At 45.5% G+C, this 15,358-nt stretch carries 11 protein-coding genes; 2 read left to right on the top strand and 9 right to left on the bottom strand.

The window, feature by feature from the left end:
- Positions 1-111: 111 nt before the first annotated feature.
- The 6 genes from GB993_RS02175 to GB993_RS02150 form a co-directional block, all read right to left on the bottom strand.
- Entirely contained in the window at positions 112-1,254 is a 1,143-nt protein-coding gene (locus tag GB993_RS02175) for a CamS family sex pheromone protein (protein WP_161002913.1), read from the bottom strand.
- Positions 1,255-1,312: 58 nt separating this feature from the next.
- Entirely contained in the window at positions 1,313-3,349 is a 2,037-nt protein-coding gene (ligA, locus tag GB993_RS02170) for an NAD-dependent DNA ligase LigA (RefSeq protein ID WP_161002912.1), read from the bottom strand.
- A gap of 92 nt (positions 3,350-3,441) precedes the next feature.
- On the bottom strand, positions 3,442-5,745 hold the full coding sequence (pcrA, locus tag GB993_RS02165; protein ID WP_161002911.1) for a DNA helicase PcrA: 2,304 nt from the start codon (positions 5,743-5,745) through the stop codon (positions 3,442-3,444).
- 141 nt (positions 5,746-5,886) lie between these two features.
- Positions 5,887-7,083, bottom strand: a complete 1,197-nt coding sequence (locus tag GB993_RS02160; RefSeq protein WP_161002910.1) for an ATP-grasp domain-containing protein — start codon at positions 7,081-7,083, stop codon at positions 5,887-5,889.
- Positions 7,084-7,186: 103 nt separating this feature from the next.
- Positions 7,187-7,870 (bottom strand): glycoside hydrolase family 73 protein, encoded by a 684-nt coding sequence (locus GB993_RS02155; RefSeq protein WP_347877337.1) that lies wholly within the window; start codon positions 7,868-7,870, stop codon positions 7,187-7,189.
- Positions 7,871-8,001: 131 nt separating this feature from the next.
- The gene (locus tag GB993_RS02150) at positions 8,002-8,922 is read right to left on the bottom strand and encodes a prenyltransferase (protein ID WP_161002909.1); all 921 of its coding nucleotides are present in this window, start codon (positions 8,920-8,922) and stop codon (positions 8,002-8,004) included.
- A 206-nt stretch (positions 8,923-9,128) separates the two neighbouring features.
- Between GB993_RS02150 and GB993_RS02145 the strand changes: the two genes are divergently transcribed.
- A complete protein-coding gene (locus GB993_RS02145) occupies positions 9,129-10,103 on the top strand; it encodes a polyprenyl synthetase family protein (RefSeq protein ID WP_161002908.1) in 975 nt (324 codons plus the stop codon).
- 185 nt (positions 10,104-10,288) lie between these two features.
- On the top strand, positions 10,289-12,379 hold the full coding sequence (locus GB993_RS02140) for a glycosyltransferase family 39 protein (protein ID WP_161002907.1): 2,091 nt from the start codon (positions 10,289-10,291) through the stop codon (positions 12,377-12,379).
- Positions 12,380-12,464: 85 nt separating this feature from the next.
- Here GB993_RS02140 and GB993_RS02135 read toward each other — a convergent pair whose 3' ends face one another.
- The 3 genes from GB993_RS02135 to GB993_RS02125 are packed head-to-tail and all read right to left on the bottom strand — an operon-like array spanning position 12,465 to position 15,344.
- Positions 12,465-12,764, bottom strand: a complete 300-nt coding sequence (locus GB993_RS02135) for a hypothetical protein (RefSeq protein WP_161002906.1) — start codon at positions 12,762-12,764, stop codon at positions 12,465-12,467.
- Positions 12,765-12,777: 13 nt separating this feature from the next.
- A complete protein-coding gene (locus GB993_RS02130; RefSeq protein WP_161002905.1) occupies positions 12,778-14,175 on the bottom strand; it encodes a vWA domain-containing protein in 1,398 nt (465 codons plus the stop codon).
- Positions 14,172-15,344: a P-loop NTPase family protein gene (locus GB993_RS02125; protein WP_161002904.1), complete on the bottom strand. Its 1,173-nt coding sequence runs from the start codon at positions 15,342-15,344 to the stop codon at positions 14,172-14,174. The genes GB993_RS02130 and GB993_RS02125 overlap by 4 nt, the downstream gene beginning before the upstream one ends.
- Positions 15,345-15,358: the final 14 nt, after the last annotated feature.

Raw genomic sequence — 15,358 nt, 5'->3', positions numbered from 1 at the left:
AATAAAATAGTCTAACGCAAACTTAATGATCTTTCTGTCACTTCAATACAAAAACCGCCATAACACAGGCTTTGTTCTGTGTTGTGGCGGTTGGTCAATTATTCATTTTTGTTAATAGGATCCAAAAACATGTGTTGAAAATTTAGTTTGTCCTGAATCACGACTCAGGAACGACTGCACGCCATCCGTTGATTGAACCGTGATATCAATTGGTACCCCTGACGGCAAGTATTTCGGCGCTACTTGGGCCAGGTACTGGGTAAAGCTAATAATCTCTGTTTGACTATAAAATTGCGTTGTAATCGTGACATTCATACCAGCTAAATTATCGTCCTGGTATTGTGCCTGAGCGGTCACACCACTGAGGTTCGGGAAGAAGTTTTGAATTTGAGTCTTAAAGTTTTCAAAGTTGCTCTCATCATTACTGGTGCCTGACGTACTGGAGCCGCCAGCAGACGGGAAGACCACGTTACGTTGATTGATGTTCTGCCAGGAACTGATATTGTTCCCGTCATTAACACTATATGAGAAGAACGTGCCACCAACCAAACTGTCATCAGAAGCCTGCTTGTACAAAGCAATCACAATTGGCACATCTTTGCCAACGCCCTTAGCCGCACGCACGCGTTTTAATACTTCTGCTGCAATTGCACGGCCTTGGGTCGTCATTTGCTCATCGGAAATATTTGTCGAATACTGGGCACCATATTTTTCCTTGGTGTAGTAGTCAACCGAATTTAACCCGATTCCGATGGTCATTCCTGACAAGGACAAATTATCGCCATCCTGGGTCATGTAATCCTGTTCTTCAATAGTCTGTAAATACAGCGGATTCCGTTTATTAGCATCCTTTTGACCGTTATCAACAGGGTTCAATCCCGTAGGATTATCGTTTGACTTACGCTCAACCCACTTTTGAACAGTTGACGTAGACAAATACTGACCTTCCTGAAAAATATACTTGCTTGGCTTAAATTCCTTCTTAGAGACATTTAATAAGCCACTTTCAAAACTCTTCAGGTTCATGGTGTTATTGTCTTGATCATTAGTGACACCACGGGCAGCACTCGTCAAATAATGCCCATCCTTGATGACACCTTGATAATTATTGCTGTTGGTTTGACCAGTTGTTTGAACCTTCTTTTTACTGGTAGTCGGTGTTGTCGAACTACTTGATGTGCTGTCGAGGTTACCACAGGCTGCCAATAACATCATGGTAGATAACAATGCGGCCACAATACGAAACTTTTTCACCTTAATCCAAATCCTCCCTGCTGGGATCAATACAAACAGGTCAAACTAGTCTGTACTGTTAATTATCCTCAGCCATCGTTTGTGCGAATCGATCTTCGTTCCAAATCTCAATTTCCAGCTGTGTTGCCTTCGCCAACTTGCTCCCAGCATCTTCACCGGCAATAAGTAAGTCCGTATTCTTAGAAACACTGCTAGAAACTTTGGCGCCGTGAGCGGTTAACCACGCAGTCGCATCGGCACGGGTCATCTGTGTTAGCTTACCAGTCAACACTACCCGTTTGCCACCGAAGAATGGATCATCCGCCGCAGCTACTGTATCGGGGCCATCATACGTCATGTTAACGCCGGCAGCGACCAACTCATTGACTAGCTCTTGAGCAGCCTCGGTACTGAAGTATTGTGCTACCGCATCGCCGATAGTCAGCCCCATGCCATCAATCTCCGCAATGTCGTCTGCGGATGCTGTCATAACTGCTGTCATCGTCTTAAAGTGCTCCGCAACTTGCCGAGCAGCCTTAGCGCCAAGATGCCGAATGCCTAAACCAAACAATAACCGCTCCAAAGAATTATTGCGGCTGTTGTCAATCGCTGTCAATAAGTTTGTGGCTGATTTATCACCAAATTTATCTAAAGTTAACAATTCATCATGCTTCAAATGGTAAAGACCAGCTACATCACTAAGCATTTCACGATTGTACAGTTGAGCCACTAAAGAAGGTCCTAATCCATCGATATTCATCGCGTCACGAGAAGCAAAATGAGTCAGCCCTTCTGTGACCTGAGCTGGGCACTTAGGATTGATACAGCGTAGTGCAACCTCCTCGTCAATATGAACGAGGTCTTTACCACAAGATGGACATTGCGTTGGAATCGGGTAAGGCACACTATCTGCGGGCCGTTTGTCCATGACGACTTCGCCGACTTCAGGGATAATATCACCGGCCTTATGCAACGTAACAGTATCGCCGACCCGCACCCCTTTTTCATTTAAATAATCAGGATTGTGCAACGAAGCGCGCGCAACTGTTGTTCCAGCCAATTGAACAGGATCCATCACTGCCGTTGGCGTGACAATGCCCGTTCGACCGACCGTCCATTCAATATCACGCACTACCGTTTGTTGCTCATCCGGCGGGAATTTGTAGGCAATTTCCCACCGCGGCACTTTGACAGTATTTCCCAATTCATCTTGTTGGGACACAGGGTTAACCTTAATGACAATGCCATCAATGCCATAGCTTAACGATTCACGTTGACCAGTGTATTCGTCAATATAAGCTTTAATTTCATCCATATTGTGGCACACGCGAGAATGTGGGTTGATGGTGAAACCGAGTTCCTGATAACGCTTCAGTGCTTCACTTTGGGTGGACGCACCGAGAGCTTCAAAGCTTGATGTGTAATAGATAAACGTGTCTAAATTACGATCTGCCGTTACCTTTCGATCCAGTTGTCTTAGTGAACCGGCGGCCGCATTTCGTGGATTGGCAAACGGTGTTTTCCCTTCGGCTTCCTGACGTTCGTTTAGTTTTGCAAACGACGCTTTAGGCATGTAACATTCGCCCCGAACCTCAATGGAGAGGGGCTCGGTCAATGTCATTGGAATTGACTTAATGGTCTTCAAGTTAGCTGTAATATCCTCGCCAATATTACCATCACCACGCGTGGAACCCTGAACAAACTTACCGTTTTCATAAACTAACGAAATCGCCAACCCATCAATTTTAAGTTCACAATTATATTCCAGTTCATCTTGCCCTAAATTTTGCTTCGTACGGGCATCAAATTCGGCCAGTTCTTCAACCGAGAACACGTCCCCCATCGACAGCATTGGTACCGTATGTGTCACCTTACTAAAACCAGGCAGTGTCACATCGCCAACCTGCTGTGTCGGTGAGTCAGGCGTTACGATCTCAGGAAACGCTGCTTCTAAATCCAACAATCGTTGATAATGCATATCATATGTGTGATCCTCAACCGTTGGTGCATCCTGCACATAGTACTCTTTTCGCCATGAATCCAACTGTTCACGCAGTTGTGTAGCTTCTTGATTAGCCTGTGTGGTTGTTAGTTCCGATACTGGTTGATCTGCCATGCTTTAACACTCCTCTCTCGATTTGCCCGTGTATCTAGACACAGATGCCAAACTCGCTAAAACTTTTGATTAACCATCAACTAAACGGAGAATTAAGCCTTTGCAATTGGGGCAAAAGCTGCCAGCAACCGTTTAATGCCTTGCTCTGGGAAAGCAATGTCTAATTCAGCATCCTCACCCTGACCGTTAACCTTCACAACGGTGCCTTCGCCCCACTTCTTATGGGTCACCTTATCGCCGGCAGCCCAACTAACTTGGTCAGCCCCCGTTCCCTGTGACCGCTCAACCTTCGTCGACTTGGTGCCAACTGGTTTGCGTTTATAAGTGGTGGACAAAGCGGATTCTGTGCGTCTATCAAATGGTGTTTTCGGTCCGCCGGCTGTTAAACTGCCAGCACTATGGTTTTCGCTCTGAATCAAATCCGGATTAATTTCTTCTACAAAGCGGGACGCTGGGTTATTTTGCACACGACCATACAATAGGCGTGAGAAGGCATTCGTCATGTACAATTTTTGTTTAGCACGCGTAATCCCAACATAAGCCAACCGCCGTTCTTCTTCCAATTCATCCTCATCCATAACAGAACGAGAAAGCGGGAAGATGCCTTCTTCAAGTCCCATCAAAAAGACAACTGGAAATTCAAGTCCTTTGGCAGCATGTAACGTCATTAACGTGACATTTTGATCGTTTTCTTCGTCAACATCGTCCAAGTCCGAAACAAGGGCCAAGTCAGCCAGAAAATCAACAAACTTGTCACCGCTACCTTCAGGTACGGGTTGATCAGCTGCTTCAACGTCAGTCGGCGCAGCGGTTGTTGGTTCATAGGAATCATCAAACTGTTTTGTGACTGACAGAAATTCCTGCAAGTTTTCAACACGGGCCTCATCCTCTAGTGAATGAGTCGCTTTAAGTGCTGGTAAATAACCAGTTTTATCTAGCAATTGTTCCGTCAAGTCCGTAACTGAGACAAATTCACGCATTTTGGTCAGTTCAGCCATCATCTGGCCAAACTCATCAAAACTGTTCCGTGCACGACTCGGGACATTGTTTGCCATCGTGACGTTCTGTGCTGCTTGCAGCAAACTCCAATTGTTGAAGTTTGCAAATTCCCGCAACTTTTCGACTGAGCCACTACCGAGACCACGTTTGGGTTCATTGATAATTCGTTCGAAACTCATGTCATCTTGTGGATTGACAATCAACGTTAAATAGGCCAATACATCGCGAATTTCCTTACGGTCGTAGAATTTATGTCCGCCAACCATGTTATAAGGAATATTGCTTTTAACCAACGCATCTTCAATGGTTCGCGATTGGGCATTAGTCCGATACAGAATAGCAAAGTCACCGTAATCCCGGTGATTTTCTCGCATTTGTGTCTCGATTTGAGCCACCACAAAATGCGCTTCATCACGTTCGCTTTGTGCGCGGTAATAAGAAATCTTTTCCCCACTACCATTATCCGTCCACAAATTCTTTTTCCGACGAATAACATTATTTTCAATCACTTCATTGGCGGCGTTTAAAATGGTTTGTGTTGAGCGGTAATTTTGTTCCAACATAACGGTTTGCGCCTCTGGATAATCCTTTTCAAAATCCAGAATGTTGTTCATGTTAGCACCACGCCAACCATAAATACTCTGATCAGCATCCCCGACAACACACAGATTGTGCGACTTAGCTGCTAACATGCTGACCAACTTGTACTGGGCATTATTGGTGTCCTGATACTCATCCACATGAATGTATTCAAACCGGCGTTGATAGCCTTCCAGCACATCAGGCGCCTTATCAAATAGCTCGATCGTAAGCATAATCAAATCATCAAAGTCGAGGGCCTGGTTGGCCTTGAGTTCACGTTGATAATCTTCGTAAACCGTTGCTGTAATTTGTTCAAACGGTGTATTCGCAGTTTTTACATAATCAGCTGGCGTTTGTAGATCATTTTTGGCATTTGAAATTGCGGCCAACAGTGAACGCGGATCGTATTTCTTGGGATCGATATTCTGTTCTCGCAAAATTCGTTTAACCAACGTCCGTTGCTCACTGGTGTCTGTGATGGTAAATGCGCGGTTAAACCCAATCCGGTCAATGTCACGACGCAATACTCGGACACACAGAGCATGGAACGTGGAAACCCAAACATCTTCTCCACTTTCGCCTAAAAGCTTAGCCACCCGTTCACGCATTTCGCGAGCAGCTTTGTTGGTAAACGTAATCGCCAGCACATGCCACGGCTTAACGTCTTTTTCTTCGATCAAGTAAGCAACACGATGTGTCAGCACTCGGGTTTTCCCTGATCCGGCACCAGCCATGATCAGTAATGGCCCCTCTGTTGTCTGAACAGCTTCCTGCTGCTTGTCGTTTAGTCCTGCTAATAATGTGGTTGCGCTCACGAAAATGTGCCTTCCTCTCGTAAAAATTCAGTAGTTCAAGTATACCAAAATCGACAGCGTCACACCATCATATCGAACGTATGTTTTGAAAATAAAAATGACCACTTGCAAGGTTTTCCTACTCACAAACGGTCATTCTAATCAGAAATATTTATTTTTGTCCAATCGACTCGGCGCTGGCGCCACTGGCCGCGCAGGATCCCAAATCGTCGTTGCCGACAACTGATTCAAACCATCTTGAACCGTTGAAGCTTGAATCAACACGTGCCCCGCGGCGGGGGAAATCAACCGACCACTTTTATGGTAGAACACAAATTCCCAATTAGATTTGATGATCCACTGTGTGCGAATGGCATCGAGTTGTTCATCGTCAAAGGATGCCAGAACCGTGGCCATGTATTGCTTCGGAATGGCCAATGGTAAGCCGGCGATTGCATGCAAATGCGCTTCAAACATCGTGATGTTAGCCGCCTTATCAAATACTAAGCCGGACCGATCCATCGCCGGCGTTAAATCACGGAGAAAGAGGTTGCCGGTGTCCGTAATCATAAAGCTTAACTGAAACACACCATAGTAATCGACATTGTGAGCGACCGTTTGAGTAATCCGTTTAATTTCATCATTAATATCATCCGAAATTCGTGCTGGCGCAATTGCGCGCATCAAACGTCCTTGTTGATAATTGGTTTCAATAATTGGAAACAGCCGGATCTGATCAGCCAGTTCATTTTCTTGTGGATAGCCCTTGACCACCAACACAGAAATTTCCTGAGCATTGGGAATTGTAGCCTCCAAAATATGCGGGCCATGCTGCAACATATCTGCTGCCAACGGCACATCAGCCTGTGAACGAATGGTTAACTGCTGTTCTTGTTCAATTCCCTTTTGCATTGGTTTCAACACGGCTGGATAACCAATTGAGGCCGCCGAAGCGTAAATGTCATCCAGTTCAATAATCGTGGCATATGGTGGGATATTGATGTTGAGGCCTTCAAAAAAGGCACGTTCTAATGAACGATCCTGCATCATCGCCAAGGTGTCAGATCCCTGTGGCACTTTTGTGAACTGGGCGATAAACGCAATCACCTCACTGGGCACATGTTCAGATTCGTAAGTGACCACATCACAATTTTCTGCAAACGCCTGTAAACGTTGCTTGTTGTCAAACGCGCCGGTGAACACTGCGTCGGCTAGACTTGCAATTTCACTGTTGGTTTCTGAGGTGTAGGCGGCCACATTGAGCCCTACACGGCGGGCTGCATTTACTAATAATGGTCCGTTTGAACTATTTCCAATAATGCCCAGCGTATCACCAGGGTATAAAACATTTCCCGTCACGGCACAGTCTCCTCTGTATCTAATTCAAATTTTTGATTATTAATGCACTTAGTGTAGGTGAACCGGCCCAGAATGACAAGTTGTTCGCCTGATAAGTGCACAATCAATTAGATTGATCAAAACGATTTAAATGATATTTTTCAATAATTGTAACTATTTTGCTAGTATATCCAGGATCCGTTGCGTACCCGTCCTTTTGCAAGGCTGCGGCGCCCGAACGATAATCCGTAGCAGCAAGAACGTCGCTATATTTGTTTGGGTTCCAATCGACACCATTAACAAACAGCTGCGCGTGCGCTGCAAACGATGCTTGCCAGTTGGGATACGTTCTGAACCGGGCATTAACTGTTTCATAGTGGTCATTAACATACTCTAATGTACTTAAGACAACCCCCGGTTCATCCTGTCCTGCCTTAACACCAAAATAATTATGATATTGGCTGGCTAACGTCGATTCGCCCCAATCGGATTCAAGAATTGCCTGGGCAATTTGTAAACTGGCCAGCACATGAGTCCGTTGTTGCAGTTGTTGCGCATACGGTGCCACTTGATTAATGAATTGCCGATGCTGTTTTGCCGTTCCGTCAATCTGTGAAGATTGTCCAGCAGGCACTAACACCCGTTTACCAACGCCACCAAACGCTAGCGCAATAATCAAAATCGTCAGTGCCGTTAACAGCGTGTTGAACCAACGCAAATGACCGCGATAGACAAAAAAGCCCTTTAGTGCTCGCCTAAAGCGCTTCATTCGACGACGCCAATTAATTTTTCGTCGCTTTTTTGCCACACCAACCGTCCTTTACTCTGTTAATTGCGTTTAATTGTCATTAAATCACAAAGTTGATGGTCCGTGCTAATTTTAGCGACGTGGCTAAGAAAAAATTAATGACTTTCAATTTCAACAAAGGACCGCCTCAACTATAGATGAAAGACAATGCCAATCCCCATCGCTAAAGCAAACGAAATGGTGATGACAATACAATTCTTAACGGCCAATACAAAACTTTTTGATTTAACCATCACAGCGCCAAACTGCCGGTTGTTTTTGATGACGACCGGTACAATTATTAACGCTAATAATGTCAGTTTAGGCAGCGTGCCAACTAGCACAGCAGCAACCATGCAAATATATCCCAACGCATAGCCAATATTCCATGCCCACAACATAACGCGTTGCCCCAGCAAAACCACGATTGTCCGACGCTCATTTAGTTTATCTTCTTCGTAATCGCACAGATTGTTGGCCAACATTAAATTACCAATGGCAAACACAGCTAATCCTGATGCCAGTAAAACGTTGCCAGCAAGGGACCATGACAATTGCTGAGCCGGCGCTAAATTAACATAAACAGCTGCCAACATGATCACATATCCCATGGTGACACCAGAAAAAAGCTCGCCAAACGGCGTATTCGAAATTGGCAATGGTCCGCCAGCGTAAAAATAGCCAACGAGGAAGCCAATGATCCCCATCCCCAAGAAAATCCAACTACTTGAGCCCCACGTCAATTTCAGCAGGCCAAACCCAATAATCGCGGCACCAGCTGACAAGCTCACAATAACCGTGATCGCCAGCCGAAGCGAAATGTGATAGTGCCCTACGACGTTTGTTAGTTGTTTAAACGTTTTCTCGTCCTTTGCGTGCACGAAATCCTGAGTATTGTCATTGGCATTTACGGCCATGTGCATCAGCTCGATAACGATAAAAAAGAGCACACTATGTAAGAGATTAAAGGCGTGGTAGTTGTACCAAACGTACAGTAGTCCTAACGTAAATGGCAACACACTGGCAACTAATGATTGAAATTCAACAAATTCAAGAAATACTTTTGGTTTCATTTTGACCCCTCAAAACATTTTAGTATGGCGCAAAGCCTTTCGTTGACAAGCTTTCATCGATTCTGTAGCATGAAAAATAGTTAGTTCGATACTTTCATTATGCCCACGTCAGGGCATGTTGCCAAGTTCATTTCATCAATTCTAACTAAACTAATTTACATAATGCGGTTTAATGACCATTTTACACAGAGAGGATGTTCACCAATATGGTGCACGCACTTTGGCAACAATTTCCGACCATCAATAGAAAACTAAATGATCTGACACAGTACCTCGCAACAACGGTTCATTCTGGAAATGCCGAAATTGATCAGCAAGTCACTGGCTTACTCACCAGTGGTGGCAAACTGTTGCGACCTGGGTTATTTTACATGTTCGCACAGTTGGGACCTGTTCAGGATGAAAAGCGACAGCGAGCAGCAGCGGCGGCCATCGAATTGTTACATGTAGCAACTTTGATTCACGATGACGTGCTGGATGATGCTGAGCTACGTCATGGTCAGCCAACTTTACAAGTTCGCCATGGCAATAAAACTGCCATCTACACAGGCGATTTCCTATTTACCAGTTACTTCGATGAAATTTTGAAAGCCACGGATAGTCATGCTGAAATTCAGTCAGCCAATGATATTATGCGGTTTATTTTAGCCGGTGAACTCAACCAGCTCGCTTTAAACTTTGATCCGCAAACAACCGTGACTGATTATTTAACAGAGATCGAGGGTAAAACAGCTCGTTTATTCGGTTTCGCGATGCAATTCGGCGTTGTCATCAGCAAGGGAACGTCAAGTGAGGCCAAAGTGGCTCAGCAAATTGGGATTGCGCTGGGGATGGCCTATCAAATCAGGGATGACATTTTAGATTATGTCGCTAATCCGTCAACAGCAACGAAACCGGTTCGCCATGATTTACGGGAAGGCGTGTTCACCCTCCCACTTATTCTCGCAAGCAAAAACGAACCGGACTGGTTTGCGCAACACCTTCAAGATCAGCAACACCTCAGTGATGACGCTATCCAAACAATCACTCAACGCGTCATCGACTCAGACGGACCGACGCGTGCGGAACAATTGGCGCAACAATACACAGAAAAAGCGCGATCACTTATTGCTACCTTGCCCGAACCATTGGCAACTCAATTGACTGCTCTTGTCTCACAACTTTTAGTTCGGCACGCTTAAAAAATAACAAGAATGTCATAAACACCGCCTAATAACACTAAACAGTGCTATTAGGCGGTGTTTTAATAAATAAATGCTCATATTTGGCCGACCTTTGTATAGCATTCATTTGTCAGGATGGGTAGAATATATTTAACTGGAATCATTGGGAGGTTACCATCATTCAAATTGCATTACGCCGCACAGTGGCCGCTATCACCGCCATCATTTTTGGCGTTATTTTTTTCACGGCCCTAGCTCGTCAATCAGGCGACTTTGGTCAGGCCCTGTGGCTTCAACCTTCAAGTTTATTTTTCATGTCACTCACCATCGGGGTTTTCATGGTCGTGATTAATATGTGGCTGGGTCGTGCCTCCGCAAAAGTGGCCAATTGGGTCAGCACGGTGGTACTTGTCATTGCTGTGGCTGTTCAGGTGTATTTAGCCTTTCACTTCGTCGGCATCGGCAATACAGACCCTGCCTTAATGCGTTTGCAAGCGTTAAATTTAGCCAATGGTTCACATCATTGGTTTAGCTATTTCGCTTGGTATCCACATAATGTTAACCTGACGATTTTCCTCACCTGGATCATTGAGTTGTTTCATGTTCATTCAGCCGTCGCCACAGGCTATGTGCTGAACGTTCTGAATTTCATCTTGATCGACTTTACTTTGATCATGAGTTGGCGCTTAATTCGTCGTTATGTGGCTGCCAGTTCAGCAGCAATGTTTGCTATTCTTGCTGCCAGTTTTGCACCTTTTTACTGGTTCGCGCTCAACTTCTACGTTGATTCGGTTGCAGTTGTTATTCCGCTGATGATGGTCGTTTTTCTTAATCGTTACTTTTCACGACAACAACCGCTGTCCAAAGCCGGGTATGCTGCATTACTGGGTGTGACGTTCACAATCGGCTATTTAATCAAACCTAACCTACTAATTGTGCCAATTGCCATTCTGATTTATTGGCTATTAGCCGCTCGAATTAACCGGACATCTGTTATCCGTGGCTTAGTTGGCCTAGTTGTGTTTGCCGCAATTTGGCTAGCTGGCGTTGGCGTCAGTCATGCTGTTCAATCACACTATGGTTACCATGTCAACCAAAGCAAAACCTTACCGACCTCCGCTTGGACAGCCATGGGATTGAATCAAGACAGTGAAGGTCGCTTCAACGAACATGACGCTCAAGCAATGAGTGGGCACGGCCGCAAAGAAAATATTAAAGCGACACACAAAATTCTTTCCGACCGGCTTCAAGATGCTGGCGTTTGGGGAATCATCAAACAAAGTTACCAAAAGACCATGACGATGTGGTCAACCGGTAACTTAGGGATGTTCCAATCACCAAATCAGTTCTTCAAACAGCCAAGTTTCTATCAGGAACACAAAAACAAACTACAATTCTTACTAGTCAATTTAACACAGATCGTTTACATCACTGTTTTAGGAGCCATGCTGATCGGCTCTGTGTTTGAAATGTTATCTCCTCGTCGTAATCAAGTATTGTTCTATGAATTAATCGTCTTAGGGATTTATGGAATGCACATGCTGTTCTGGACAGTTGATGCTCATTACGCATACGTTACCTTTCCCTTCCTGTTCATGATGGCGGCCACCGGATTGCATGATATCAGCGATCTGTTGCAGCAGTTCTTCGCTCATCCAGCGTATGGTGAACGTGGCCGGACATGGACGGGAATTGTCACTCTTCTCATTTTTGCCATCGGTTTAGGTTATGCGGATCACCACAATCGCCAACCGTTGGTCGCCACTCCCGTTGTCCAAACACAAACGGTCTCCTCACAGATGGTGTCCAACTACGCACAACATGACGCGATTAAACTAACGCCACATCACTCGCTTTCTGAGAAGATCGTTGCCAAACGACCATTTAGTCAGTTAAATTTACCTGATGTGGCCAGTCAATCGGAAAACTTCTCGGTTGGATTACGCATGAATCGGCAAACCGTTTACCAGTGGTCGTCATTGGATGTCGATGCCGGAACAGCAAACACACTCCAAGATCCCGGCACTTACACGTTACGGATCACGAACCGGACAAACCAACCATTGTACATTCCGGCTACTGCTAGTCCGTACCTGCCGCTATCAACTCACGCAATCACCGGACATCCCCATCGTTACTTGCTCTACCACGTATTAAATGTATTTAATACGCCGATTATTTCTAGCAAACAATATCAACTGTTATTCATTAGTTTTGCGATTCTAGCCATCATCAGCTCGCTTGGTCTCGAATACTGGCCAAACCCTGACTGGAAAGAACCTAAACTGGACTAACACGAAGCTTTAAATCCCAAAAATAACCGCCAACGATTTTTTACAATTCGTTGGCGGTTGTTTTAGTTCAAATCCTGCTTACCCCTTAATCCTCCCGCTTCAGCCACGTATTACTATCAGGCGTTAAGTAGCGGGCGTAGTGCCGCCGAAATTGTTGGCGATGTGCGTACGTATCGAGCGGCCATTCAACGTTTGGCTGTACCTCATTAACAGCAAGTCGGTTAGCATAAACTAAATCAGCAATACTTATCATAGAAATGAACAGTGGATTGTCGACCAATACCGATTGCCATTGATCCGTCAACAAACTCACTGCACGGATGGCGCGCGGGGTTTTGTTTAAGTAGTCTTGCCAATCTGCATCTGTCATTATAACTGCGGCCATGAACTTGTTCTCCTTACTCGTTAATATTTGCCACCCAACCTGGCGGCGTTTGCACACTCAATTCTTGCTGACCAACTAATACCCATAAAACGCGATGATAACCGTGTGCATCAATATTTGTTTCACCCTCACCGTCCGTCAATATGACAATGAGTGATGTCGGTGTACGCAAACGGTCATGCTTTAAGTAGTCGAAAATACTTTGAAAGCTTGTGCCTCCACCAACCTGGCGTGCATGCAGTTTTTCGGCAACCTGTGAGGACGATGACAATGTGATGGGATCGTGAACCGCAGCATCAAACGGAAAGACAGTGAGTGCCAGTTCATATGCACGCGTTAAACCAGTCAATTCATTGATGAACCGAATGGTCGTCTGCGTTGAAATCGATGCGGATTCATCAATAAAGGCCGTAACAGTGACCCGTCTTCTCGCTATTTGCCCGGGCAGTGCCATGCGCTGTGGTTGACGACGATTGAATCTTGCTCGGCTATCCTGTTTGCCATGTGGCACGGTGCCGATTAATTTGCTTAATATTGCGGTCCATGGCAACTGCGCGCGTTGTTGTGCAAAACTAGCCAACTTTGCCTGAACACTACTCGGCAACTTTCCGCGTTGAGTAGGTGTAGTTCGCGCTAACGCCTGATTAATTCGTTGACGCAAATTAGTACGGGCTAACTCATCGTTTACCAACGAACTGGCCCAGCCGTCGTGACTATCAGCGAGGTGTGGTTCATTACGCTTTGGTTCGTTAAAATGTTCATCTTGCTGTCGCCCCGTCCCATCTGTGTAGCGAACTTGTGCGGATAAATTTTTATCTGTTGTTGACCCTTGTGATGATGACAATGTTTTACTGTTCGTATGGTCATGATTTGTGGAGTCCGCATTGACCTTGTTCAAAGCGGCTAAATAAACGGCGGAATCAGCGTTACTCGGTAATTGGCGTTGTAAACGTTGGTTCAACCACCCAAGTGTCCAGGCGCCCGGGATCTGTGTGGTCATTACCTGATTGATTGCAACATCAGTAGCGATATCGACGTTTTGCCCTGATTCATGTAAGTAACGCAACGGATGTTGCCATAACAGATGCAAGGCCTCATGAACTAGTAATGCCAGCAACACCCCTTCATTTTGCGCTTGTTGCCAGTGACAATCATTAACGCGCAATATGAGTGTCGATTGTGACCATGCCAAGCCGAATAATGGCGCAAACGCGCGCTGTTCATCCTTTAATTCTTCTGAAGGCGTCGTCACGTGTTGCCGCGGTAACTGAGCGATTAGCTGTCCGTAAACAGGTTGCTGCTGTAGCAAACGCATAATAGCCGCCTGTAAGACCTGCTCACTTTCGTTTCGGTTTACCTTCGTTTGTTGATGAAATTGTTGCAATGCTTGGTTGATGTTAATGCCACTCATGCATTAAAGGCCTGGCCGTTCATAATATTCAACACCGTTTTAGCTAGTGTCTTTGAAGCTTCGTCAGTAGCTTGTTGCAGTGCAATCAGCCAACCATTTTGCTGGCCCAACGAATTGACCACGGCAAACTGGCCGTCGACGGGAAGTTGTTGCATCAAGCTCCGCCACCTAGCAGCGTAGATGCCCGTGGTTAACGGCATCTCAGTCAATTTTCCTGCCGCAATCAGTAACGACTGCTGTTCGCCAACTGATAAGGCAGTAAAAGCAGCATTAACTTGTTCGTCAGGAATAGCATCCGTATCCGCATGTTTAAACAAATCAGTGACGGTGAGCCCCCGAGTCAAAAATTGATTAAATTTAGCACCTACTGTTTCGCCTAAATCACCTGTGATGATGTCAAACTGAAGTGCTTGTCGAACTTCCTTAGGCGCGTCATCTAATTGCGATAAATTAGTTGACACGCGTTGCCATGCCCGTGGTGTTGGATAAACATCCTCATCGTTTTGCAGTGGTCGCAAATCATTTGGCTGTTGCATCAAATAATCGCGCACTGGCTGAATAATATTAGGATTCCCGGTACCATCAGTTTGCTGCGCCCAGACTAACCAATCTGGTGTACTGGCACTCATCACTAGCCGGGTGGTGCGGTCCTTAATGGCATCATCACCGGCCGTAACACCGTACAGCGAATCAGCAAAACCTTGCATTTGTGAGTCCGGATTTTCAGCCAATACGAGCTTAACCTGCTGTGGTAGCACCAAATCATTAATCTGTCGTTGTAACACTAGGTTCATTAGCTCGCTTTGAACGGCCTGGGTGCCACGGTTAAATTCATCGAGGAACCAAATAATCGGCTTTTCCGGATGCTGTTCCGCATATTGAATGATGGCCACCAACGTGTGCGCGTAACCATACTGAACGTCGGCCAAACGTCCATACTGGTCCGTTTGAATGAAGCTATCTGCCGTTAATGGTGGCACTGGGATTGCTAGATCACCCTTTTCAGACAGGCTGACAACCGTCGTAAAGAGTTGCGCACTCATCTTTTGCGCGACGGCTGCCACTAAAGCCGACTTGCCAATCCCAGCCTCGCCAACAATATTTGGCACATTGCCAGCCTTAATTACAATCGGTACTGCATCCATCAATGCGTTAAATGAAAGAGCCACACAATCCCTCCTCT

It is taken from the genome of Furfurilactobacillus milii (assembly GCF_009864005.1).
GTDB lineage: Bacteria > Bacillota > Bacilli > Lactobacillales > Lactobacillaceae > Furfurilactobacillus > Furfurilactobacillus rossiae_B.
This window is presented reverse-complemented; position numbering and strand designations above follow the sequence as displayed.

Coding starts and splice junctions, on each gene's coding strand:
- GB993_RS02150 (WP_161002909.1), bottom strand. CDS start 8,922: ATGAAACCAAAAGTATTTCTTGAATTTGTTGAATTTCAATCATTAGTT.
- GB993_RS02145 (WP_161002908.1), top strand. CDS start 9,129: ATGGTGCACGCACTTTGGCAACAATTTCCGACCATCAATAGAAAACTA.
- GB993_RS02135 (WP_161002906.1), bottom strand. CDS start 12,764: ATGGCCGCAGTTATAATGACAGATGCAGATTGGCAAGACTACTTAAAC.
- GB993_RS02130 (WP_161002905.1), bottom strand. CDS start 14,175: ATGAGTGGCATTAACATCAACCAAGCATTGCAACAATTTCATCAACAA.
- ligA (WP_161002912.1), bottom strand. CDS start 3,349: ATGGCAGATCAACCAGTATCGGAACTAACAACCACACAGGCTAATCAA.